At 32.6% G+C, this 25,007-nt stretch carries 22 protein-coding genes; 3 read left to right on the plus strand and 19 right to left on the minus strand.

What is annotated here, in order from left to right:
- Positions 1–1,761 carry a pyruvate kinase gene (gene pyk / locus BHU33_RS02080; RefSeq protein ID WP_054646150.1) on the minus strand — a complete coding sequence of 587 codons (1,761 nt, stop codon included), beginning with the start codon at positions 1,759–1,761 and terminating at the stop codon, positions 1–3.
- A 117-nt stretch (positions 1,762–1,878) separates the two neighbouring features.
- Positions 1,879–5,229 carry a DNA polymerase III subunit alpha gene (gene dnaE, locus BHU33_RS02085; protein WP_054646149.1) on the minus strand — a complete coding sequence of 1,117 codons (3,351 nt, stop codon included), beginning with the start codon at positions 5,227–5,229 and terminating at the stop codon, positions 1,879–1,881.
- 129 nt (positions 5,230–5,358) lie between these two features.
- Between dnaE and BHU33_RS02090 the strand changes: the two genes are divergently transcribed.
- Positions 5,359–5,547: a DUF2929 family protein gene (locus tag BHU33_RS02090; protein WP_054646148.1), complete on the plus strand. Its 189-nt coding sequence runs from the start codon at positions 5,359–5,361 to the stop codon at positions 5,545–5,547.
- A gap of 40 nt (positions 5,548–5,587) precedes the next feature.
- Here the strand turns inward: BHU33_RS02090 and BHU33_RS02095 are convergent, their stop codons facing one another.
- The 13 genes from BHU33_RS02095 to rpsU all read right to left on the minus strand — a co-directional run bounded on the left by BHU33_RS02095 (position 5,588) and on the right by rpsU (position 17,950).
- Positions 5,588–6,397: a Nif3-like dinuclear metal center hexameric protein gene (locus BHU33_RS02095; RefSeq protein ID WP_056997601.1), complete on the minus strand. Its 810-nt coding sequence runs from the start codon at positions 6,395–6,397 to the stop codon at positions 5,588–5,590.
- Positions 6,390–7,088, minus strand: a complete 699-nt coding sequence (locus BHU33_RS02100) for a tRNA (adenine(22)-N(1))-methyltransferase (protein ID WP_054646147.1) — start codon at positions 7,086–7,088, stop codon at positions 6,390–6,392. Before BHU33_RS02100 ends, BHU33_RS02095 begins: the two co-directional genes overlap by 8 nt.
- Before the next feature lie 62 nt (positions 7,089–7,150).
- Positions 7,151–8,356 carry an RNA polymerase sigma factor RpoD gene (gene rpoD, locus BHU33_RS02105; RefSeq protein WP_078775158.1) on the minus strand — a complete coding sequence of 402 codons (1,206 nt, stop codon included), beginning with the start codon at positions 8,354–8,356 and terminating at the stop codon, positions 7,151–7,153.
- A gap of 14 nt (positions 8,357–8,370) precedes the next feature.
- Positions 8,371–10,209: a DNA primase gene (dnaG, locus tag BHU33_RS02110; RefSeq protein WP_054646146.1), complete on the minus strand. Its 1,839-nt coding sequence runs from the start codon at positions 10,207–10,209 to the stop codon at positions 8,371–8,373.
- Positions 10,210–10,243: 34 nt separating this feature from the next.
- Complete coding sequence (glyS, locus tag BHU33_RS02115) at positions 10,244–12,322, minus strand: glycine--tRNA ligase subunit beta (protein WP_056997600.1); 2,079 nt, start codon at positions 12,320–12,322, stop codon at positions 10,244–10,246.
- A complete protein-coding gene (glyQ, locus tag BHU33_RS02120) occupies positions 12,322–13,296 on the minus strand; it encodes a glycine--tRNA ligase subunit alpha (RefSeq protein WP_054646145.1) in 975 nt (324 codons plus the stop codon). Before glyQ ends, glyS begins: the two co-directional genes overlap by 1 nt.
- 279 nt (positions 13,297–13,575) lie before the next feature.
- Positions 13,576–14,346, minus strand: coding sequence for a DNA repair protein RecO (gene recO, locus BHU33_RS02125; protein WP_056997599.1), 771 nt, complete (start codon positions 14,344–14,346; stop codon positions 13,576–13,578).
- Between the two features lie 14 nt (positions 14,347–14,360).
- Complete coding sequence (gene era, locus BHU33_RS02130) at positions 14,361–15,275, minus strand: GTPase Era (RefSeq protein ID WP_103422784.1); 915 nt, start codon at positions 15,273–15,275, stop codon at positions 14,361–14,363.
- 16 nt (positions 15,276–15,291) lie between these two features.
- Positions 15,292–15,702 (minus strand): diacylglycerol kinase family protein, encoded by a 411-nt coding sequence (locus BHU33_RS02135; protein ID WP_054646144.1) that lies wholly within the window; start codon positions 15,700–15,702, stop codon positions 15,292–15,294.
- The gene (gene ybeY, locus BHU33_RS02140) at positions 15,686–16,168 is read right to left on the minus strand and encodes an rRNA maturation RNase YbeY (RefSeq protein WP_054646143.1); all 483 of its coding nucleotides are present in this window, start codon (positions 16,166–16,168) and stop codon (positions 15,686–15,688) included. The genes BHU33_RS02135 and ybeY overlap by 17 nt, the downstream gene beginning before the upstream one ends.
- Before the next feature lie 14 nt (positions 16,169–16,182).
- Positions 16,183–17,154: a PhoH family protein gene (locus tag BHU33_RS02145; RefSeq protein WP_404825431.1), complete on the minus strand. Its 972-nt coding sequence runs from the start codon at positions 17,152–17,154 to the stop codon at positions 16,183–16,185.
- A 91-nt stretch (positions 17,155–17,245) separates the two neighbouring features.
- Positions 17,246–17,689: a GatB/YqeY domain-containing protein gene (locus BHU33_RS02150; RefSeq protein WP_054646142.1), complete on the minus strand. Its 444-nt coding sequence runs from the start codon at positions 17,687–17,689 to the stop codon at positions 17,246–17,248.
- 66 nt (positions 17,690–17,755) lie between these two features.
- Positions 17,756–17,950: a 30S ribosomal protein S21 gene (gene rpsU / locus BHU33_RS02155; RefSeq protein WP_054646141.1), complete on the minus strand. Its 195-nt coding sequence runs from the start codon at positions 17,948–17,950 to the stop codon at positions 17,756–17,758.
- Positions 17,951–18,117: 167 nt separating this feature from the next.
- Here rpsU and BHU33_RS02160 point away from each other — a divergent pair, with 167 nt between their 5' ends.
- A complete protein-coding gene (locus BHU33_RS02160) occupies positions 18,118–18,927 on the plus strand; it encodes a pyruvate, water dikinase regulatory protein (protein ID WP_054646140.1) in 810 nt (269 codons plus the stop codon).
- Here BHU33_RS02160 and BHU33_RS02165 read toward each other — a convergent pair whose 3' ends face one another.
- The 4 genes from BHU33_RS02165 to aspS all read right to left on the minus strand — a co-directional run bounded on the left by BHU33_RS02165 (position 18,928) and on the right by aspS (position 23,819).
- Complete coding sequence (locus BHU33_RS02165) at positions 18,928–19,842, minus strand: deoxyribonuclease IV (RefSeq protein WP_054646139.1); 915 nt, start codon at positions 19,840–19,842, stop codon at positions 18,928–18,930. It abuts the gene before it with no gap.
- Positions 19,835–21,004 carry a CDP-glycerol glycerophosphotransferase family protein gene (locus tag BHU33_RS02170; RefSeq protein ID WP_054646138.1) on the minus strand — a complete coding sequence of 390 codons (1,170 nt, stop codon included), beginning with the start codon at positions 21,002–21,004 and terminating at the stop codon, positions 19,835–19,837. The genes BHU33_RS02165 and BHU33_RS02170 overlap by 8 nt, the downstream gene beginning before the upstream one ends.
- Positions 21,005–21,055: 51 nt before the next feature.
- Entirely contained in the window at positions 21,056–21,934 is an 879-nt protein-coding gene (locus BHU33_RS02175) for a YitT family protein (RefSeq protein WP_054646137.1), read from the minus strand.
- A gap of 100 nt (positions 21,935–22,034) precedes the next feature.
- Positions 22,035–23,819 (minus strand): aspartate--tRNA ligase, encoded by a 1,785-nt coding sequence (gene aspS / locus BHU33_RS02180; RefSeq protein WP_056997598.1) that lies wholly within the window; start codon positions 23,817–23,819, stop codon positions 22,035–22,037.
- Between the two features lie 339 nt (positions 23,820–24,158).
- Here aspS and BHU33_RS02185 point away from each other — a divergent pair, with 339 nt between their 5' ends.
- The gene (locus BHU33_RS02185) at positions 24,159–24,998 is read left to right on the plus strand and encodes an N-acetylmuramoyl-L-alanine amidase (protein WP_103422785.1); all 840 of its coding nucleotides are present in this window, start codon (positions 24,159–24,161) and stop codon (positions 24,996–24,998) included.
- Positions 24,999–25,007: the final 9 nt, after the last annotated feature.

Consider the following 25,007-nt stretch of genomic DNA (forward strand, 5'->3'; position numbering starts at 1 on the left):
TTATTCATTTTTAGATTGATTACCTTGGTAAACAACTCCACGACGAGCATCTACAGTAACTAATTCGCCGTCTTTAATGTTTTTAGTAGCATTATTAGCAGCAACAATTACTGGAATATTTAAAGAAATCCCAACAACAGTAGCATATGAAGTTAAACCACCATTTTCAACAACGATTGCACTAGCTTTTTTCATAGCTGGCAAGTAATCTTTGTTAGTATCTTTAACAACTAATACACTACCATCAACAGTCTTAGCATCAGCTTCTTTAGCATCATCAGCTACAACGGCTTTACCAATCACTGTTTCATCACCGATACCTTGTCCTTGAGCAAGTTTAGCACCAATTAATTGAACACGAATAGTGTTAGTAGTACCTTCATCACCTAATGGAACACCTGTAGTAACAATGATTTCTTCGCCTTCTTTAGCTAATCCAGTTTCAACAGCTTTAGCAACTGCTAAATTAACCATTTCTTCAGCGGAGGCTGGTTTATCAACAAGTACTGGTAAAACACCCCAGTTAACTGTCAAACCACGACGCACACGATCATCAAAAGTAAGTGCTAAGATATTAGCATTTGGATGATATTTAGCAATCATACGTGCAGTATAGCCTGAACCAGTAGCTGCAACAATTGTGTGAATTCCCATATCTTTAGCAATACGAGCAACTGATTCACCAAGAGCCTCAGTTACATCACTATCGTTAAATACAGGACGTGGTGTACCAAATTCATCGAAATGTTTGTCAGCTTCTTCATCAATACTAGCCATCATAGCAACAGATTCAACTGGGTAATCACCATTGGCACTTTCACCAGAAAGCATAGTTGCATCAGTTCCATCGTAAACAGCATTAGCAACATCAGAAACTTCAGCACGAGTTGGACGAGGTTCATCCTGCATTGAATCTAACATTTGGGTTGCAGTAATAACTGGCTTACCAATTTCATTACAAATCTTAATCAAACGTTTTTGAACAGTTGGTACAATTTGTGGTGGAATTTCAACACCCATGTCACCACGAGCAATCATTAATCCATCTGATACTTTGATGATTTCATCAAAGTTATCAATACCTTCTTGGGATTCAATCTTAGGGAAGATTTGTACATCTTGCATTCCTTTTTCTTCAAGTAATGCACGAATATCCAAAACATCCTGAGGTTCACGAACAAATGAAGCAGCAATATAGTTGATGCCGTGTTCACAACCAAAACGAATATCGTCTGAATCTTTTTCAGTGATACCAGGTAAATTGATTGAAACACCAGGAGCATTAACACCTTTACGTGAACCTAAAATACCATTATTCATAACTTCAACAACGAGTTCGTGGTTTTTAGGATCTTTTTCGATGATTTTTGCATCAAGCAAACCATCATCAAATAAAACATGTCCGCCCACCTTAACATCATCGTATAAGCCTGGATAAGTAACAGCAATCTTTTCTTTAGTACCTTCAAGACTGTCATCCATAGAAATTCTGAACTTGTCACCAATCTTAAAATTAAGCTTACCGCCTTTTTCAACAGTAGATCTGATTTCAGCACCTTTAGTATCAAGCATGATTCCGGCAACTTTACCAGTTTTCTTTTCAGCTTCTCTGACCATATTCATTCTTGATAAATGTTCTTCATGATCTCCGTGTGAAAAGTTGAAACGAAAAACATTGGCACCTGAATTCAAAAGGTCAACAATTGTGTCGACATCATTTGAAGCGGGTCCAAGTGTACTTACGATTTTTGTTCTCTTCATAAGTAAAACCTCTCCTTTTTAATGTAAATCAAGTTTAAAACTCAATTTGCTTTTAATAGATTTCAACATAATTGTATCACTTTTAGAAAAAGATGTCTGCTGATTACTCATAAAAAACTATCTTGTTACTACATTGTCTTTTCCTAATAAATCACTTAATTCCTTAATCAATTTTGGATTTAAAGCGATATTAAATTTGTGATCTAAAATTTGCTTTTTTCTTGATTTTTTTCGATACAAAATAATTGGGGTCTTGCCGTGGTTTTCAACAAAAATGTTCTTCATTTTCTCATAAACTGTTTTATTATCCAGCTCTTCAGAAATCTGTAAAAAAAGTTTTTTATTTTTTACACTTCTATTATTTTCTATCTGATGAACTACATTTGCAGCAGGCTGAATTGAATCAGCAATAATTTGCAATTCCCGTCTTTTTTCAACATTTCCTTGAACTAGCACTACCATATTTTGTTTTAGAGATTGACCAATTTGAGCATATAATTGCGGAAAAATTGTGATATCAACCGTTCCAAATTGATCGCTTCCATCGATAAATGCCATTAATTGACCTTTTTTAGTTCTAATGACCTTAATGTGTGAAATAAGCAAAATTGCAGAAACGTGTTTTTGTCCATCATGCAATTCATTAATACGATAAGTATGCTTCTGTTCTTTTAAATCATTGTATCTTTCAACTGGATGACCAGATAAAAAGGTTCCAAGATATTCATTTTCAAAGTTGATTTTTTCCCAATCCAAAAAATCAGCTTTTCTTTTAATATTTACCTCTAACCCGGGAATTGATTCCAATAACGAACCTGACAATTCAGCTGAATTAATTAATCCAGGAAGTGCTTCAATTAATTCTCGTCGATTATAACCAAAATTATCAAAAGCTCCTGCATAAATTAGTGCTTTAATTTGATCTTCTTTACGAAATTTCTTTTCCATACGATTAATAAAATCAGACAAACTGGTAAATAAACCACTCGATTTTCTAATCCGAATAAGTTCTTTAATAAAATCTGATCTAAGACCTTTCACGGCATTAAAACCAAATTTAATTGATTCATTTTGATAAACAAATTCAGGATTACTGTAATTGATATCAGGAGTTAAAACCTTAATTTGATTGTCTTTAGCTTCTTGAACATAGTTTTTGATTTTATTTTTATTACCTAAAACAGAGTTAAGTAATGCTGCAAAAAAAGGACCTGGAAAATGCGCTTTTAAATAAGCAAGTTCAAAAGCCATCTTACTATAAGCAATCGCATGTGACTTATTAAATCCGTAACTGGCAAATCTTTCAATATATTCAAAAGTAGTTTCTGCTGTTTCTTTACTATAACCATTGGTAATTGAACCATTAATAAATCGCTCCCTCATGGAATCCATTTCATTTCGATGTTTTTTACTCATCGCTCGTCTTAAAACATCAGCTTGTCCAAGAGAAAATCCACCCATTGTCGCGGCTAACTGCATAACTTGCTCTTGATAAACAATAATTCCATAAGTCGATCCCAGAATCTTTTTAATAGCATCGTTTTGATAATCAACTTTTTCTTTCCCATTTTTTCTAGCAATAAAAGTATCAATATTCTCCATTGGTCCAGGACGATACAATGCATTAACTGCTGCAATTAAATTGAAATTATCAGGATGCATTCGTTTTAAGACACTTTTTATTCCAGAAGATTCAAACTGGAAAACTCCATCTGTTTTTCCATCCTGAAATAATTTTAATGTTTTAGGGTCGTTTAAATTAATTTCAGAAATTGAAAAATCAAGTTTCCCTTGTTTTTTAATCGTCTGTAAAATATTAGCCATAATTGATAAATTACGCAAACCTAAAAAATCAATTTTTAAAAGACCAACATCTTCAACATAATATTTAGAATATTGGGTCATCAATAACCCATCGTTACCACTTTGCAATGGTGCTTTTTCCACTATTGGTTTATCGCTTAAAATCAAACCTGCTGCATGAGTAGAATAATGCCTTGGTAATCCTTCAATCTCGCTAGCAGTTTCAAATAAGGTTTGATTAATTTTTTGATCAGCTACAATATTTTTTAATTTTTGTGATTCTTGAAATGCTTTATTTAAAGTTTCATGCAGATGATTAGGAATTGCCTTACTCCATTCAGACATTTCACTAGGTGTCATTCCAAATACTCTACCTACATCACGAATTGATTGCTTAGCACCTAATGTTCCAAATGTAATAATCTGTGCTACACGATCATTCCCATATTTTTCATGAACGTATTGTAAAACTTCATCTCGTTTGTCATCAGGAATATCCAAATCAATATCAGGCATCTGTGCTCGTTCTTCATTTAAAAAACGTTCAAACAACAAATCATATTCGATCGGATCAACGTCAGTAATCTTTAAACAATATGCTACTAATGATCCTGCAGCAGAACCTCTTCCAGGTCCAGTTAAAATATGATGTATATGTGCAAAATTAACCACATCCCAAACAATCAAAAAATAATCATCAAAACCCATTCGGTTAATAACATCTAGTTCATGTTTTAGACGATCTTGATATTCTATTTTTTGTTCAGGATGTTGCTTGATAATCTTTTTTAACCCATTTTCACATAATTCACGTAAATACTCATCGGAAGACTCATGATTAGGATTTTCAAAATGTGGTAACTGCGGCTGTTCTTTAGGAATAGTAACATTACATGACTCTACAATCTCTTCATTTACATTTAAAGCAGATTCTAAATCATGATTTAAATAACGAGCTTCAGTTTCTTTTTGAGTTCTCAACCAATCATGACCTAAATCATTTTTTTGCTCAGAAATATTATTTAAAACTGTCCCAGCTTCAATAGCTTTTAAAACTTTCGTATTAAAATAATCATGTGCCTTTAAATAAGAAACCGGGTTTAACGCTACTAAATCAATTTGTGTATTTTGACTTAGTTCCTTTTTTTGTTGGAATTGATTATTTTCAAAATCATCAGTAATTCCTAGCTTTACTGCATTATCATCTACTAGTCGTTTTAACTCATTGATATAAGTAAATGCATCGTCTGATCGATCATAAGTAACTAAGGAACTGGCTTCACTAGTTTCAGGTAACAAAACAAACAAATGGTGTAATAGTTTTCCTACTTGTTCTAGTTTAAGTGGTGAATCATTTGTCATGGTCAAGGTAGATAGTCGCATTAAATTTTGATATCCAAGTTGATCTTTAGCAAGTAGTACCAAATCAAAAGAATGTTCTGAAAGAAATGTTCCTTGAATTGATAATGTTAATCCAATAATTGGTTTAATTCCATGCTTACTAGCTTCTTTGTAAAATGCAACTGCCCCATACATTACATTCTTATCCGTTAAAGCAAGCGCTGTGTATCCTTTATCCTTAGCAGTATTAACCAATTTTGGTAAAGTATTAGTGCTCTGCAATAAACTATAAGAACTAATGTTTTGCAATAAAGAATATGACATTAGCAACGCTTCCTTCCATTTATATTATTTCAATTATAACAAATAAACTACTTTTGCTTGATAAGCACGACTTAATTGCATTTGATAAAAATAGTGATAAACTACTATTAAGTAAGGGGTGTTAATACGATGAGAATAATTGCTGCTAACTTAACAACTTTATTTTGGGGTATTGTTTACGGAGAAATTATTGGTTATATTGGATCAGCTTTAGTCCAAGTTCCATTTTCTAAAACAATTGCGATTAATGTTGCAATTGTAGGAGCCATAATCGCTATTTTCGGAGTTAACTTACTCAAATTAGTAATGAAGCCTTAATTAAATTAAAAGAGCCTGATAATTAAATCAGGCTCTTTTTTTATGCAAATGTAAATGGATCTGTATTAATCTCAGAAGTAATTACTTCAATTTTCCAATCATTTTCTTGATTCCACTTTTGAAATATTGTCTGTAATTTAACTTTACAAATACTTTCAATATGGTGACCAGGATCAATAGCATCTAATCCATAAGCTAGCATATCTTGAGAAGTATGATAATAAAGGTCACCAGTAATATACAAATCCGCTCCTTTTTTTAAAGCAATAGGATAAAATTTCCCACCGCTACCACCCAAAATAGCTACACGCTTAATCAAGTGATTTACGTCATTCGTCACTAATCGCAATCCAGAAACCTTAAATTCTTTCTTACATAATTCACTTAATTCTCGCACACTCATGGAATGAGATAGATTACCAATCCGCCCCATATAATGATTTATTCCATTAATATTAGTATCATGTAAAACTAATCCTTTAACATTTTGTAATTTTATTGTTTCTGCTAACCAATCATTCATTCCACCATTAGCATTATCTAAATTTGTATGAGCAGCATAAACAGTAATATTGTTTTTTAAAATATCGGCATACATTTTATTTTGAGGATTTGACAAATCCAAATTTTTTGCCGGTCTAAACATTACTGGGTGATGAGCAAAAATAAAATCAACATGCTTATTAATTGCTTCTTGAACTATTTCTGGTCTCACATCTAAAGTAGTCATCATTTTGTGCACAATATTTTTTTTAGATCCAATTTGAAAGCCAGTTGGATCTCCATCTTCACGTAAAGCTAATGGAGCAAATTTTTCAAATCGAGTAATAATATCATTAACGCTAGTCATTTAAAACATCCTCCATTTCAGATTTGAATGATTCCAACTTTTTTATTTTAGTAACGGGATGAGTATTAGACTTCTTTAGTTTAGCTAAAATTTCATTATTTTTCTTTAAACGATGATTCCATTTTGCTTTAAAAATTGGACTTTGTTGTTGTTTTAAAATCGGACCAAAATCTAACTCGGTTTTACTATAAACGACTTGTTCAAAACAATATTGCGCCTTTATCATTTCATAGTAATGATTAGCATCAACTACTATATTTTCAGCAATAATTTTAAAATTATGTTTCATTAACCAGGATCTTAAGATATTTTCATCCACATTAGGTTGTAAAACTAATGTTGTTCCAGAATTTAACTTATCTATTCCTCGTTCTAAAATTTTAGTAATTAATTCACCACCCATCCCTGCAATAGTAATAACTTCCACTTGGTCATTTGCATGAATAACATCTAATCCATCACCGAGTCTTGCTTCCATTTTTCCTTGAAGCTGTAATCGTTCAATTTCTAGTGTTACATTTTTTAATGGGCCTTTTCTCACTTCTCCAGCGATAGCAAACTGGATGATCCCGTTTAGTAACAAATAAGCAGGTAAATAGGCATGATCAGACCCAATATCAGCAATCGTTTTAGCTGCTGGCACTAAATCTGCAACCGCCTGCATTCGTTTTGATAAATTCCTAGCATCCATTTAATTACTCCTAACTATGTATGAATAAAAAACAGGGACCCTTTGGGATCTCTGTTTTTTATTTAATCTAAGAAATCTTTTAATTGTTTACTTCTAGAAGGATGTCTTAATTTGCGTAATGCTTTAGCTTCTATCTGTCTAATTCGTTCACGCGTAACTCCAAAAACTTTTCCAACTTCTTCAAGGGTTCTAGTTCTCCCATCGTCTAAACCAAACCGAAGTCGTAAAACATTTTCTTCACGGTCAGTCAGCATATCAAGAACACTTTCTAACTGCTCCTTTAATAATTCATAGGAAGCATGATCTTCTGGACTAGTAGCATCCTTATCTTCAATAAAGTCCCCTAAATGAGAATCATCTTCTTCACCAATAGGAGTTTCAAGTGAGACTGGTTCTTGAGATATTTTTAAGATATTTCTAACTTTGGCAGTTGGCATATCCATTTCGGCACCAATTTCAACTGGTAAAGGTTCACGACCCAAATCCTGAAGTAATTGTCTTTGAACTCTAATCAGTTTGTTAATGGTTTCAACCATATGAACTGGAATTCGAATTGTTCGGGCTTGGTCAGCAATTGCTCGAGTAATTGCCTGTCTAATCCACCAAGTAGCGTATGTTGAAAATTTAAATCCTTTGTGATAATCAAATTTTTCAACAGCTTTCATTAAACCCATGTTTCCCTCTTGAATTAAATCAAGAAATTGCATTCCACGTCCTACATAACGTTTTGCAATTGAAACAACTAGTCGTAAGTTAGCTTCTGCTAATTCTTGTTTAGCTGATTCATCACCTTGCTCAATTCGAAGTGCAAGCTGAACTTCTTCATCAGCAGTTAATAAAGGCACACGTCCAATTTCTTTTAAATACATTCGAACTGGATCGTTAATCTTAACACCTTTAGAATTAGATGCATTTTTAAGTTCTTTTTGAGTAACCTTTTTAGCAGCCTTTAAAGCACGCGCATCCGGCTCACCATTTTCATCAACAATGCTAATCCCAGAATCTTCAATTTTTTCCATCAATTCATCCATTTGTTTTCTGCTTAAATCAAATGGAACTTGTAATTCTTGTTGAAGAACATTATAGGTAATGTGACCGATCTTTTTATACTTCTTTTTTAAAACATCAAAAACTTTTTTATAGCCATCTTTATCAAATTCTTTTTTTAACGCTTTAGTAGTTTTAGCTTTTTTAGACTGAGTTTTACTTTTTGGTTCGGGAGTAGATTTTTTTAATTCTTTTTCTTTTTTAGCTTTTCGTTCTGCCATTTTATAACCTCCCATTAATTTTCAGACGATTTTAATTGTTGTAATTTTCTTTGAAGCTCAATAATTTCACTTGCTAATTTCAGTTGTTGCATTTCATCACCAAGTTGTTTGGCATTATCAAAATCAGCTTTGATTTGCTTGATTTGTTCATTAAGCGGTGCATCTTCCATTATTATTTTAACACAATCATCAATACCTTTATTATTATGCTGACTAAAATCATCATCAATTTCAATTTCAGCTAGAATTGACTGTAATTTACGTTCTCCAACAAAATCACTGAATTCTGATGAATGATAATCATCATGATGCTTAAAAAATTCTTGTGCAAACATATAGAGTTGCTGATAATCGTCATGAATGAAATTAAATCCTGAAATGTTATTTACTCGTGTCCAAACATCAGAATCTAATAACATGGCACTTAATAACTGTCTTTCAGCACTTTCAACTTGAGAATACTTCTGTGTATTTTTATTTAAAACTTGTGGATACGTATTGTGATTAGATTTTTGAATCTTTTCACGCACATTTTGTTTTGAGAAAGATTTTTGAAACCGATTTACTTGAGTTTTTAAACTTTCAATACTCAAATCCAAAGTCGTCGCAATCTCATTCAAATATAAATCCTGTTCAACCGGATTATCTAAACTTGCAATCAAATGTAGTACTTGATCAACATATTCTAATTTATCTTCTTCATTAGAAAGATTATATTGTGAACGCAAATAATTAATTTTAAACTTAATAATTGGCTCGCGACCGTTTATAATCACTTTTTGAAATGCTTCAGATCCCTGTCCGCGACGGTACTCATCTGGATCAATCCCGTTGGGCATTTGAATTACTCCAACATTAAAATGTCCCTCTTTAGAAAGTAAATCAACTGCACGATTGGTCGCTTTTTGTCCAGGTGTATCGCCATCATAACAAACATAAACATGATCAGTAACTCGATTAAAATCATAAATTTGCTCGTTGGTAAGGCTGGTTCCCATGGAGGCAACCCCATTTTTTACTCCAGCTTGATATGCAGAAATCACATCCATAAAACCTTCAAATAAAATTAAATCATGATCTTTTCTAATGTTAGGTCGAGCCAAATCAAAATTATAAACAATTCTTCGTTTGTTAAAAATTTCAGTTTCAGGACTATTTAAATATTTAGGTAAATCATCATTTTTTTGTAATAGTCGACCTGAAAAACCAATCGTAGCTCCAGAAGTATTTCTAATAGGAAACATTAATCTACCAACAAACCAATCACGCAAATCTCCGGAAGTATTTTCAGTAAATAAACCTGATTTACGTAACAATTGATAATCCGTTTTATTTTCAGCAAAGAAAGGCTTTAAAATACGTTCTTCAGGAGCAAACCCCAAATTAAATGTTTCAATCATTTCATCACTGATTTTACGCTGATGTAAATATTCAAGTGCAGACTCGCCAAGTTTAGTGTTTACTAAAATATGATGGTAAAGTTTAGCAGCTTTTTCTTGCACATCTATCAATGGCTTAACGGAGGCTTGTTTTGGTGATTCCTTATTCCAAGTTGCATCAGTTGGAATCTCAATTCCATCATCTTTAGCAACTTCTTCTACTGCTTGAGGAAAAGAAAGACCTTGTAAATCCATCAAAAATGTAAAAACATTTCCGCCCCGTCCACAACTAAAACAGTGAAAAATTTGTTTTTCTTCATTGACCGAAAAAGAAGGTGTCCGTTCTTCGTGAAATGGACATAACCCAAAATAGTTTTTCCCGGATTTTTTTAATTGAACATATTTACCAACTACATCAGTAATATTTGTTTTTTCACGTACTTTTTCGACAAATTCTTCAGGAATTTTAGCCATGAATATCATCACCAACTAACTAATTTCGATTTTATTATTTAACCATTATTTCTTCTACATCGGCAAAATGAATAATTAATTTTGAAAGTTTAGTTAACTCTTTTAATCGATTATTTTTTACAGTTTCATCTTTCGCCATAATCATGGTTTTATCAAAGTAATCGTCAATTGTGTCGCGCAAATCAGATAACTCAATATATGCACTATTTGCATCTAATTCCATAAAATCAGAGCTTAATTTATCAACAGCAGCATTCATTTTTAACTCAGAATCATTTTCAAACAATGCTGGATCAACAAATAAATCATCTGATTTAAAATCACTCTTAGTAGCAATTCTAGTAACTCGAGTTAAAGCTTCAATTGTTGACTTAAAATTATCATCATGTTGATGATTACTTAAAGTATCGGCACTTTTAATATTATAAAAAATATCTGTACTAGATGACAAAACAGCTGCATTAATTAAATCATAACTAACATCTTTGCCTTCTAAATATCGTTTGATACGATCTTTCATAAATTTAACGACATCATTAATAACTTTACTTTGATCGACTTTAGGCAATACATCTGCTTTTGTTTCATCATTAATCACATTTTGCATTAAAGTGGTCATTGGCAAATCCCATTGTTGCTGTGCGATAATGCGTACAATTCCAGTTGCTTGTCTTCTTAAAGCATATGGATCATTTGAACCACTTGGAATCATTCCTGCAGCGAAGAAAGTCAAAATACTGTCTAACTTGTCAGCAACTGCTAAAATGGCACCAATTTTTGTCTCGGGAAGTTTACCATTAGCAGAAATAGGCATGTAGTGTTCCCTAATAGCTGTTGCAACAGCAGGATCTTCTCCATTCAAAAGTGCATATTTTTCTCCCATAATACCTTGAAGTTCAGAAAATTCGCCAACCATCCCAGTTACTAAATCAAATTTATAAATTTCAGCCGCACGCTGCAACAAATCAATTTGTTTTTGATTAAGCCCAACTTGATTAGCAATCAGTTGTGCAATAACTTGTACCCGTTGCATCTTTTCGTACATTGAGGAAATTTTATCATGAAAACTAACATCTTTTAACTTATTGACAAAGTAATCAATGCTATTTTTTTGATCTTCTTCATAAAAGAATGCAGCATCATATAAGCGAGCTGCCAAAACTTTTTCATTTCCTTCAATTACATTATCCAAGTACTCAGAATTACCATTTCGAACTGAAATAAAATCAGGCAGTAAATTTTCACTTTGATCTTCAACATAGAAAAAACGCTGATGAGTTTTCATAGAAGTAATTAAGACTTCACGAGGAATATTCAAAAAACGTTTGTCAAACTTACCAGAAAAACTAGTTGGCCATTCAACTAAGTTATTAACTTCTTCAAGCAAATCGGGATCAATGTTGACTTTCCAATCATTTTCTTTTGCAATTGTATCAATTTGATTTTTAATTTTAGTTTTTCGTTTATCCGAATCAGCAATTACAAATTGCTTTAATAAATCATTTTCATAATCATTAGCATTATTTAAATTGATAGGGCTTCCCAAGAAACGTTGGCCTTGAGTGGTTCTGCCTGATTTGACATTTACAATCTGCATTGGGATTACTTCATCATCTAATAAAGCAACAAGCCATTTAATTGGACGAACAAAATGGAATTTATTAGCCCCCCATTTCATCATAGTAGGAAAGTTCATTGACTTAATTACATCAACTAAGCCAGGCAAGATATCTTCAACCGGTTTACCCGTGACATGTTTATTAACAAATGCATAATCAGTTCCTTTAACATCCTTAAAAGTAATGCTATCAGGTTCCAATCCTTGTCCTTTAGCAAAACCAATGGCAGCCTTACTCCAACTGCCATCATCAGCAACTGCAATTTTTTTGGCTGGACCTTTAGCTTCTTCATCTATATCAGGTTGTTTTTCTGATAAACCAGAGATTTCAACCGCTAATCTACGTGGAGTTGAATACTTTTTAACTTTATCAAACGAAATTCGATTTTCAGTTAAATATTTTTCAACTTTTTCAGCTAATTCATTGATACTTGGGGTAACAACAGGAGCTGGCATTTCTTCCAGCCCAATTTCAAATAGAAAATTACGTGTCATTATTTTTTATCCCCCTTATTCTTTTTTTGTTTTCTTTTTTTCTCTTGTTGATTTTTTTTAGCGTATTCTTCAAGCACTTTTTCACGAGTAGCTTCATTCTTAATTAGTGGAAATCCTAGTTTTTGACGCTCTTTTACAAAAGCCTGGGCAATGCCGTGTGCCATTTTTCTAATTCGTGATAAATAGCCAGCACGTTCGGTAACAGAAACAGCTCCCCGGGCATCTAACAAATTAAAAGTATGACTACATTTTAAAACATAATCATATGCAGGATGAACTAAGCCTTCTTTAATTAGACGTTGTGCTTCTTTTTCATATGCATCAAATAATTTATGAAGCATTTCTTGGTCACTTTCTTCAAAACTGTACTTGGAATGTTCATATTCTGGCTCTTTGAAAATATCACCATATTTAACTCCATTTGACCACTCTAAATCAAACACATTATTAACATCCTGAATATAAGAAGCTAATCTTTCCATCCCATAAGTAATTTCTACGGAAACTGGATTCATTTGAATTCCACCAACAACTTGGAAATAAGTAAATTGAGTTACTTCCATCCCGTCAAGCCAAACTTCCCAACCAACACCGGCACAACCCATTGATGGATTTTCCCAGTTATCTTCTACAAAGCGAATATCATGTTCTAAAGGATTAATCCCTAGTTTTTTTAATGAATCAATGTACAAATCTTGAATGTTATCTGGAGAAGGTTTCATTAAAACTTGAAATTGATGATGTTGATACAATCGATTAGGATTTTCCCCATAACGACCATCAGCTGGACGTCTGGACGGCTCAACGTAACAAACGTTCCAAGGTTCTGGACCTACAGCTCGCAGAAATGTAAAGGGACTCATTGTTCCTGCCCCTTTTTCTGTGTCATAAGCATCCATAATCATGCATCCCTGTTGACTCCAGTATGATTTTAAAGTACTAGCAATATCTTGAACCGACATTGTTTTTGCCATTTTAAATCCCCCTTTTAACAAACAAATAAAAAAGCCTATGCAAAAGTAATAAAACTCATGCATAGGGACGATTTAGTCGCGGTTCCACCCTATTTCTGAAATTAATCAGCAACTCGAAACTTATTGACTTAAAAAGCGCCAACTATCATTCATAACAACCATCTCACACTACCATGGTCTCGCTGAAATTATAATCAATAATAGTTTTCTTTCATCTGTGTCAAATATTTAATTAATTACATTATAATTTTCATACAACAAACAGTCAACGAATATTAATCAATTGGGTTTGATTTCCCATTTACGCATCTGATTAAGAAACTTTTTACTTTTCAAATTCAAACCAACTGAATTATCATAAATTTTATCAACTACTTGTCGTAACTTATTTTTTGTAACCTCATTAACTTTAATGTTTTCAATTTTATTTAAATCAATAACTGAAAAAAGACATAAATAATAAATTGTTCGTTGATCCAAATGCATTCGATATGGATCAAGATGAAAATCATTTTGACAAATTAATCCACCGTATTTTTCTGAATAATCATAAATTTGACTTTGTTGGCCACAAACAGCACAATGCTTAAAGTCTGGTGCCACCCCAAAAATTGGAAGTAATTGAATTTCAATAATGTTTGTAATGATTTGCGCATCAAATCCATTATTAATCAAATTTAAAGCATAAAATAATTTATCAAACCAAATTGAATTAGGGACCCCATCATCAAATGCTGCATCAATCAAACTCATGATATAAGTAGCATAAGCATTCAAATAAATATCATCACTAATTTGATTAAAATGTTTTACACTATTGGCACTATCAATGTATGAAAGCCCATCCTTTTTTAGGGTTCCCTCATAAGTCCCATAACTAAAAGGCAAAATATCGCCGGCCATTTTAAAATTTGCTTTACTTGCACCTCTTACAAAAAACATTTTTTTGCCAGCTTCCGCAGTAAAAAATTTAACTAACATATCACGTTCTCGGTAGTTTTTACGATAAAGCAAAATGCCATGAAATGATTTACTTTTAGTATTTACCACTAAAATCACCTTAATTAATAATCATTTTTTTCACTATAACCCAAATTATTTAAAGCACTATCTTTATCACGCCAGCCAGATTGAACACGAACCCATAATTTAAGATTTACTTTGCTTCCCAGCAGTTTTTCAATCTCTCGTCTGGCCCCAATGCTGATATATTTTAATTTTGCGCCACCTTTACCAACAATAATACCGCGTTGTCCTACTCGATCAACAATAATAGAAGCCTCAATTTGTAACTTGCCATTTTCATTTGGCTTCATACCCTCCACGTAAACAGCTACAGAATGTGGAATTTCTTGTCGTGTATTTTCTAAAATCTTTTCTCGAATTATCTCTTGGACAATAAAACGCTCAGGATGATCAGTAACCTGATCATCAGGATAATATTGCGGCCCTTCTGGTAGATTTTTACTAATGTCATCTAATAAATCATCAACATTGTTTCCCTTTAAAGCTGATATCGGAAAAACATCTTTCCAATCATAGGCACGTTTATAAGTATCCATAATGGGAAGTAATTCATTTGGATTAATCTCATCAATTTTATTAATTACTAAATAAACCGGAGCATCAACTTTTTTAAGCTGATCAATAATATAGTTGTCTCCAGCCCCTCTAGTTTCTGTTGCACTTACCATAAATAAAACTGCATCTACTTCTTTTAATGATGACAATGCAGAATTATCCATATATTCATCTAATTTATTTTTAGGTTTATGAATTCCAGGCGTATCTAAAAAAACAATTTGAGTGTCCGCAGTAGTGAAAACGCCTTGAATTTTGTTACGAGTTGTTTGAGCCTTGTCACTCATAATAGCAACTTTTTGTCCTACAACTCGATTCAAAAAAGTTGATTTGCCAACATTTGGTCGTCCTACGATTGCTACAAATCCTGATTTAAAATCTTTTGCTTTATCCATCATTTACCTTTTTCTTTCATTAACTATTAACAAATGCTTTAAATATTGAAGTTAAAACTGGACTAAACACTATTAATCCAATAATAACTGCAAAAAGCGAAGTTAATAAGACTCCACCCGCAGCTACATCTTTTATTTTCTTTGCCAATGGATCGTATTTATTTCCCAATACTAAATCTACTAAATATTCAAACAATGTATTAATAACTTCAGCATTAAGTACTAAAAAACAAGCTGATAATAACCACATAAAATTATTAAAGCCAACTTGAAAAATAATTCCAGCAACTAAAATAAAACCTGTGGTAACTAAATGAGATTTGAAATTATTTTCTTTGGTAAAAATAATTTTCAATCCGTCCCAAGCATGACTTAAAGCTTGGAAGAAATCTTTATTTTTACTAGTTTGGTATTTATTTTTTGAGTCCATAAGAGTCTAAAATCTTCCTTTGCAATGGAAACATTACTGCTTCATCTTTAGGATCAATGTGATCATAGCCATTTAAATGCAAAAAACCATGGACAATTAAAAATCCTAGTTCACGATCTTCAGAATGTCCTAAAAAATCTGCTTGTTCTTTAACTTTGTCCATACTAACAAAAATATCTCCAAGATTTTCTGGGATTTCTGCTTTCATTTCGTCGCTCATAAAAACTGGAAATTCATCATTATCTTGGTCTTCAATCGCAAAACTTATTACATCAGTTGCTCGATCTACATCACGATATTTACGATTAATTTCCCTAATCTTGTCATTATTAACTAAAGTCACAGACATTTCTGTATTTTCTTTTAAATTTAAATAATCAGCAGCATAGTCTAATATTTTTTTAATTAATTTAGGTTGATTAGCATCAACTTTTTCATTAGTAATATCATTAATTTCTAAATCCATTTATACTCCTCTGATTATGCTTTATCATGATTTTCATAAGCAGTAATAATTTTCGCTACTACTGGATTTCTAACCACATCATCAGCATTTAAACGAACAATTTCAATATTTTTAATGTCCTTTAAAATATTAGGAACAGTAACTAATCCACTTGGAATATGACCTTTTAAATCAATTTGTTGAATATCACCATTAACAATCATTTTTGATCCAAATCCTAGTCGAGTTAAAAACATTTTCATTTGTTGATTGGTCGTATTTTGAGCTTCATCAAGAATAACAAATGCATTATCTAATGTTCTTCCACGCATATAAGCTAACGGAGCTATTTCAATTACACCACGATCTAACAAGCGATCTGTATGATCTCTTCCTAAAATGGCATACAACGAGTCATACAAAGGACGTAAATATGGATCCACTTTTTCTTTTAAATCGCCAGGCAAAAATCCTAAACTCTCACCAGCTTCAACAGCCGGACGCGTTAAAACAATTTTGTCAATCTGTCCCTTTTTTAAAGCTGCAACTGCCATTACTACCGCTAGATAAGTTTTCCCAGTTCCAGCGGGACCAATTCCAAAGGTAATATCATGTTGCTTGATTGCTTGAATATATTGTTTTTGTCCAAAGTTCTTAACTCGAACTGGTTTTCCTTTATTATCTTTAATTAAAACTTGATTATATAAGTCTGGTAAAGCAAAAATATTACCATTTCGCGCCATATTGAGTGCCGAAACAAAATCACTTTCGTTTAAATTAATACCAGCATGAATTAATTTGAGCATATTTAATAGAATATCGTGAGTTAATTGAACATTTTTTTCATCATGGCCTTCTATTTTAATCACTCCACTAGAGTAGCGGATTGACGTACTTAATCCATTCTCTAAAACATTAATAAATGAATCTTGAGTACCAAATAGATTATTTTGGTCATTAGGATTACTAAGTGTCATTTGTTTCTGATATTCAAATTTTTCAACCAATCAAACATATCTCCTTTGTAATAATTTGCCTAAATTTTAGCATATTATCTAGCTTTAAAAAAGCAATACCTATATTTATAATCTTTCAACTTTAGCTTAAAGTATCATTAACTGCCTTTTTTACATCGTTTCCATCAGCTTTTCCTTTGAGTTTACCCATTACGGCACCCATTAATTTCCCAAAGTCACTTTTACTTTTAGTGCCTAATTGTTTGGCTGTTTCTTCAACGACTTTTTTTACTTCAGCAGGCGAAAGTTGTTTAGGAGCGTATTTTTTCAAAATATCTAGTTCTTTAGTTTGTTCTTTAACTAAATCATCGCGTTTTCCAGCTGTAAATTGCTCAATCGAATCTTTATGTTGCTTAATTTCACGGTTAACTACCTCTACTGCTTCACTATCTGACAAATCATGACCAAGTTTAACTTTTTCATTCATCATACCGGCTTTTAACATTCTTACAATCGATAATTTTTCTTTTTCACCTTTTTTCATTGCATCTTTTAAATCATCATTTAATTGTTGAACTAAATCCATTTTAATATCTCCTTTTATATTCAATTTACTTCCAAAAAAAAAGCAATCTCACGATTGCTCTTTTCATTAGAAACTACGACGTTTCTTTTTATTGTTACGTTTACGTGCTGCTTCAGATTTTAATTTACGTTTTACACTAGGCTTTTCATAAAATTCACGCTTACGAAATTCCTGGAGAGTACCACTTTTTGAAACGGTACGTTTAAAGCGACGAAGAGCATCATCAAGAGATTCGTTCTTACGAACAACTGTTTTTGACATTTAAAAATCCCTCCCTCCGAGCTCAAATAGTATTAAGTAAGTTCCACTTAACAGTTTTAATTATAACCTATGAAATTTGGCACGTCAACGACAAGTTATAGATTATTATTAATAACTGAAAATAGTTTATACTACAAATAATAATATATATTTTAAGGAGTAAATTAATGAAACAAACATACAATATTTTTATAATTTCCGATTCAAGTGGACAAACCGGTACAACAATTGCCAAAACTGCTGCTGCTCAATTTCCAGAAGCTTATGCCAATATTAGTCAGTATCCATTTATTCAAACTAAATCGATTCTAAATGGAATTCTCAAACTAGCTAAAGAAAATAATGCAATCATTTTTCATACTTTAGTAAATCCAGAACTAAGTGATATGGTCACTCAATTTTCTCAGGATAATCAGTTAGCTAGTTTTGGTTGTATTCAAAAACCGATTGAAATCATTTCACACAGATTAAACGAATCATCTGCTGAAGTACCAGGATTAGTTCATGATTTAAATGCTGCCTACTTCAAACGTATTGCAGCAATTGAATTCACGGTCCACAATGATGATGGACGTCATCCTGAAAACTTAAAAAAAGCAGATATTGTTATTTTAGGAGTATCTAGAACATCCAAAACTCCACTATCTCTATACTTAGCAAATGAAAGTTTCAAAGTGGCCAATGTTCCAATTGGACCTAACATTCAGCTTCCAAAAGAGATTTGGGATTTGAATCCCAAAAAAATATTTGGCTTAACCAACTCCGTTTCAAAATTACACAAAATTCGCTCGTTACGAATGAAAGAATATGGATTAGATGGCGAAACTACCTACTCGGACCCTGAAAATATAAAAAAGGAACTTGACTATGCCAAGAACCTTTATCGAAAAATTGGTTGTTTATGCATTAATGTTCACAACAAATCAATTGAAGAAACAGCAACTATCATTACTGAAAGTCTTCATCAAGATAATTAACTAAACACTTGCACTCGCCTCAATTTTCTTAATCATATCCGGATCAAATTGTTGTGATCGAAGCATTGCAATTTCATATTTATGTGGATCGATTTTAACTTTATCATTAATTTTAATTGGTGCTGTTTCCATAATTTTAGGAACCGCTGCTAATTTTTGATAATGTGCAATATAGTCTAAAGCATTAAAACCAATTGTTCCGAAACCAATATTAGCATGTCGATCTTTATGGCTTCCCATAGGATTTTTGTCATCATTTAAATGAACAACTTTTAAACGATCCAATCCAATTATCTGATCAAATTGGTGCATAACCCCATCAAAATCATTTTTAACGTCATATCCAGCATCATAAGTATGACAAGTGTCAAAAGTAACTGACAATTTATCATTTAAATCAACTCCGGCAATGATTTCAGCGAGCTGTTCAAAAGTTGTTCCTAATTCAGTACCTTTTCCTGCCATGGTTTCAAGGGCAATCTGTACATTTTGGTCAGGTGTAATAACTTCATTTAAACCTTTAATCACTTGCTGTAATCCTGCTTCAACGCCAGCACCAACATGTGCTCCGGGATGTAACACAATCTGAGTAGCCCCCATTGCATCTGCTCGTTCAATTTCTTTTTTTAAAAAATCAACTGCAAAGTGAAAACTTTGTGGTTTTTTTGTATTACCTAAATTAATAATATATGGAGCATGTACTACAACTTCTAACAAACCATTTTTCTGCATATATTCTTTTCCAGCAGGAATATTCAATTCTGAAATTGGTTTCCGTCGTGAATTCTGAGGGGCACCTGTATATACCATAAATACATTTTCATCATCATTTTTTGCTTCTTCAGCCGAACCCAAAAACATTTTTGGTGACTTCATACTTACATGTGAACCGATTAAAAACTCATTATTATTCATCATGATCCTCCGCGGCGTTTTCCTGACAAAGTACATATTTATCAATCACACGTTTATATGCTTTTCCATCGTTATACGTGTTCCACATTTGATTAAATTTATCAAAGTTCATGGTTTCATGCGCCTTAATTGCTTGTGATAAATCTGAAACCGTGGTAATAGGCTTACTGGGAAGCCAATTTTCAAATCCATTTTGAATTCCTGGATTCTTTTCATATTCTTTCATATCATACATAAAAAACAACATTGATTTTGCTTGAGGCAACAAACTAAAATCAAATGCATACGAAGAATAATCCGTCACAAATGTATCAGCAATTGTCATCAAGTCAGTGATTGAGAATTCGTCATAAATTCGAACATTTTTATGATTAAATTGGTCTAATTTAAGTTTATTTCGATCAACCTCTTGATACAGTTTAACCGCAACCATTGCATTTGGATCAGATGCCAAGGCTTCAATAGTTCCTTGAGGTGGGTTAACACTATCTCCAGGACGAAATGTTGGTGCATATAAAATAACTCGTTTCCCTTTTAATTCAGGATTAGCTAAGTAAATTCGATTTCGTACTGTATTAATCCAACGATCACTAAACAAACGATCAGATCTAGTAAACCCTAAAAATTTCATTTTATCAAAACTTTGTCGACAACTATTTTGGAAAACGTGTCCCATAGCTTTGGATGCCACTACAAAATTATCAATGTGGTTATAAAAAGTTTGGTGACGATGTTTCTTTAAAAATGATTCATAAGCATTTGCTGGATTTTCAAAACCAAAACACTTAATGGTTCCATCTGCGTGCCATAATTGAACAATCTTCATTTTTTTAGATGGTAAAATTCCAGCCATAAATGCATAATAATTATCACAAAAAACCAAGCGAGCAGTCATTAAACTAGGAATATGCAATAAAGCAAAACCAAAACTATTTTTTAATGGAATCGCTTTAATTCCGAATGCTTTTAAATCATACGCAGCTACCAAAACTCGTGGGTTATAGAAAACTACCAACTTTTGTCCATCAGGAATTTCTGCCGCAATCCGTTTAAGTAAATGTAAATTACTGTCATAACTCATAATATAATAAACATTCTTTTTTGGTCTGAAATAAAATAATGCTGAAATAATACGTATAAACCAAACATAAATAAACTTCATTTTAACCCACCAATTTTTAAAATTTTAATTATTATTTTTAGACTATCAATTTTACTTGGGTTTGTTTTCATAGAAGTGCCCAAATACCTCATCAACATCAACAGCAACTGCAAAGGCATGCGGATCTGATTCTTGAAGAGCTAAATCCATTTCATTTTTTTCATAGCGTGAAATAACCGTAAATAAGATTGTTTTCTTTTGATGATTATAAGCTCCTTCAGCTCCATGAACAATTGTAATTCCACGACGTAAATGATTTTGAATACTTCCGACTACCGTTTTAGGAACATCCGTCACAATCATAACCTGCATTCTTTGCTGTCTAGTATAGGTTAAATCCATTGTTTTTGCATTAACCAACAAACCGATTGCAGAATAGAAAGCATGCGGCCATCCATACATAAAACCAGCAGAAAGTACAATGAACAAATTAAAAATAATATTTATCGTTCCAATTGATTTACCAGTTTTTCTTTGGATTACAATTCCTAAAATATCTAATCCACCAGTTGAAATTTGATTTTTCAACGCTAATCCCGTCCCAAAACCGTTTACCGCACCACCAAAAATAGCACAAATTAAAGGATCAGAAGTTAAAGTTAGCGGATGCAAAATCTGAATCATAATACTGGCTAAGATAACCGAAAGAAACGTAAAGATAGCAAACTGATGACCAATCTTTCTCCAAGCCAATAATAATAAAGGAACATTTAAAACAAATAAACCAACCGCAGTTGAAATTGTAAATGGCATATAACGCTGTGTTACAGTAGTTAAAAGTTGAGCAAACCCAGTAACCCCAGACGAATAAATATGTCCAGGCGTCCAAAAAAAGTTCATTGCAACTGAAACTAACGTTGCATATGCAAATGCTGTTGATATTTTTGTAATAATTTGATGCCGCCTAATTACTTTATGTACATCATTCATATAAAAAACCTCTAAATTTGTTTAATTAACCCAAATCAGTATACCATTTACGATATTAAAAAAATAGGAGGCTACAGGGATTCGCAACCTTCTATTTAATTTATTCTTTATCGTCTTTTTTCTCAACTTCAATGCCAAGTTCATCCAATTGTTTGGCAGCAACGGGCGTTGGTGCGTCAGTCAACGGATCAATCGCCTTAGAGTTCTTAGGAAAAGCAATAACATCTCGAATATTTCCTCGATGTGCTAATAATCTCGCAAAGCGATCTAAACCAATCGCTAAACCACCATGAGGAGGAAATCCATAATCTAAAGCACGTAAAAGGTAGCCAAACTGGCGCTCGGCACTCTCTTTGGTAAATCCAAGCGCTCTAAACATTTTTTCTTGAAGTTCACGAGTATGAATACGAATCGAACCACCACCGAGTTCTAATCCATTTAAAATAATATCATAACTTTGAGCATGAGCTTTATGAGGATCTTCTCCTTCATTAAGATAATGTTCATACCCTTCGTTGGGCATTGTGAAAGGATGGTGTGCTGCAGTCCAGCGTTTTGATCCCTCATCATATTCAAACAATGGCCAATCAACAACCCAAAGGAAATTATATTTATCATCTGGAATCATATTTTGTTCGTTTGCAATTGCAACTCGCAAATATCCTAAAGTATCAGCAACTACCTTAGCGCGATCAGCTGCAAATAATAATAAATCTCCGGTTTGAGCTCCGGTTTGTTGCTTAATTTGCGTAATCTTTTCAGGATCTTTAAAGAATTTAGCTACTGGACCAGAAAAACCATCTTCAGTTACCTTCATCCAAGCTAAACCTTTAGCTCCAAATCGTTTTACATATTCAGTATATTTATCAATTTCTTTTCGAGAGTATTCTTTAGCTCCGCTAGGAACTGCAATAGCTTTCACCTGACCGCCATTTTCAATTGCTGATGTAAAAACTTTAAAATCTGAATCTTTAACAATCTCAGAAACATCTTTTAATTCCATTTCAAAACGTGTGTCTGGCTGATCAGTTCCAAAACGATCCATTGATTCTTGCCAAGTAATACGTTTAAAAGGCAGTTTGACGTCATAATTAACTGCTTCTTTCATAACTTTTTGAATTAATCCTTCAGTAAGGTCCTCAATATCTTGCTGATTCATAAAGGAAGTTTCTAAATCAATTTGAGTAAATTCAGGCTGACGATCGCCACGCAAATCTTCATCACGGAAACAACGGGCAATTTGATAATAACGATCAAATCCTGCACCCATTAACATTTGTTTAAATTGCTGTGGAGATTGTGGCAAAGCATAAAACGAGCCCGGATAAACCCGTGAAGGAACTAGGTAATCGCGTGCTCCTTCTGGTGTAGACGCTGTTAAATCAGGAGTTTCGATATCAATAAAACCATTTGCATCTAAATAACTGTGAGTTGCTTGTAAAATTCGATTTCTAATCATTAATCCCTTTTGCATATATGGTCTACGCAAATCGAGATAACGATACTTCAAACGTAAATCACCAGACGCATTTGTATCATCTTTGATGTCAAAAGGAACTGGCTTGGATTTGCTCAAAATCTCAGCGTCTGTCACATGAACTTCAACTTTTCCTGTATATAAATCTGGATTAATTTCTTTTTCAGAACGTGCTACAACACGTCCTTTAATTTGAATAACGTACTCGTTCTTCATGGCTTCTGCGACTTTAAAAGCATGTTCATTATCCTTTTCGTTAAAAACTAATTGGACAATCCCTTCACGATCTCTTAAATCAACAAAAATCAAGCTACCTAAATTTCGTTTTTTAGCTACCCAGCCATCAAGAATTACATCTTGATCTAAAAAATCTTCATTTGTTTTTCCAGCATATGTTGTACGTTTCAACTTAGCCACCCCTTCATAAATCAAAAAAATACCATACTAAATTGCATCAAGGGCGCAATCAGCACGGTACCACCTTTTTTATTACTTTAATTTTATATTTAGCTAAACCTAAATGCATCTTCAATAAGTCCGAATTACATTCTCACAGCACCGAATGCTCTCTGAAAATCAAACTTTATCTACTACTCATTATAATTGGCATACTTTAATTATTTTCAGATTAATAAAAATAAGTGTAAAAGTCAAGCTAATTTATTATTAGATAGTAGTGTTACACAACCCAAAAAGTTATATCATTAATTATGACAAATAACTTCTAAATAAAGGAATCCCATGCATATGTTTAATATCAATAAACGTGGTTTAACTTTCACAATTATAACAACACTTTTAACTATCTTAATTCTAGGAATCTTACTGTTAAGAAATAATGTTAAAGTTCCTTGCGATAATCTTCAAATTAAAAACGGACCTAATCTTTCATATAAAACAATTGGGATCGCTAATCATGGAGAACACGTTCAAATTTTAAGTCACAAAGATAACTGGGTTAGAGTAGTTTACAATCAAAATAAAATTGGGTGGATCCCGGAATGGTTGTTAAACAATCACAATTTAAAGCGTGCTAATAATCTATCAGAAGCAACCATTGTCTTAGATCCTGGTCATGGTGGAAGTGATTCGGGTGCATTATCCAATAATAATAAACAAGAAAAGGCTTATACTCTCAAGGTTGCACAAAAAACTGCTAATCGATTACGTAATTCGGGGGCCAATGTAGTGATGGTTCGTAACTCAGATAAAACCGTTAGTTTATTTAAACGCCCTTCATTTTCTACTGATAACCATGCTAACTTATTCGTGAGCTTTCATTTTGATTCATCAAATGATAAAAACACTGCATCTGGTTTTACTAGTTATTATTATCATAACGGCAAGTCTCAGAAACTAGCAACTGAAATCAATCATAATTTGAATAATCTTCCATTAGATAATCGTGGAATTATGAAAGGAGATTTTTTAGTAATTCGTGATGTGTCAGTCCCTTCTGTCTTACTCGAAATGGGATATATTAATGATGATGACGACTTTAAATTGATTAAAAATCCAAATTATCAACAACGAGTATCATCAGATGTCACTAAAGGAATTAATCAATACATTAATAAAAATTATTAGGAGACATTA

This window comes from Fructilactobacillus lindneri DSM 20690 = JCM 11027 (assembly GCF_002907375.1).
GTDB classification, from domain to species: domain Bacteria; phylum Bacillota; class Bacilli; order Lactobacillales; family Lactobacillaceae; genus Fructilactobacillus; species Fructilactobacillus lindneri.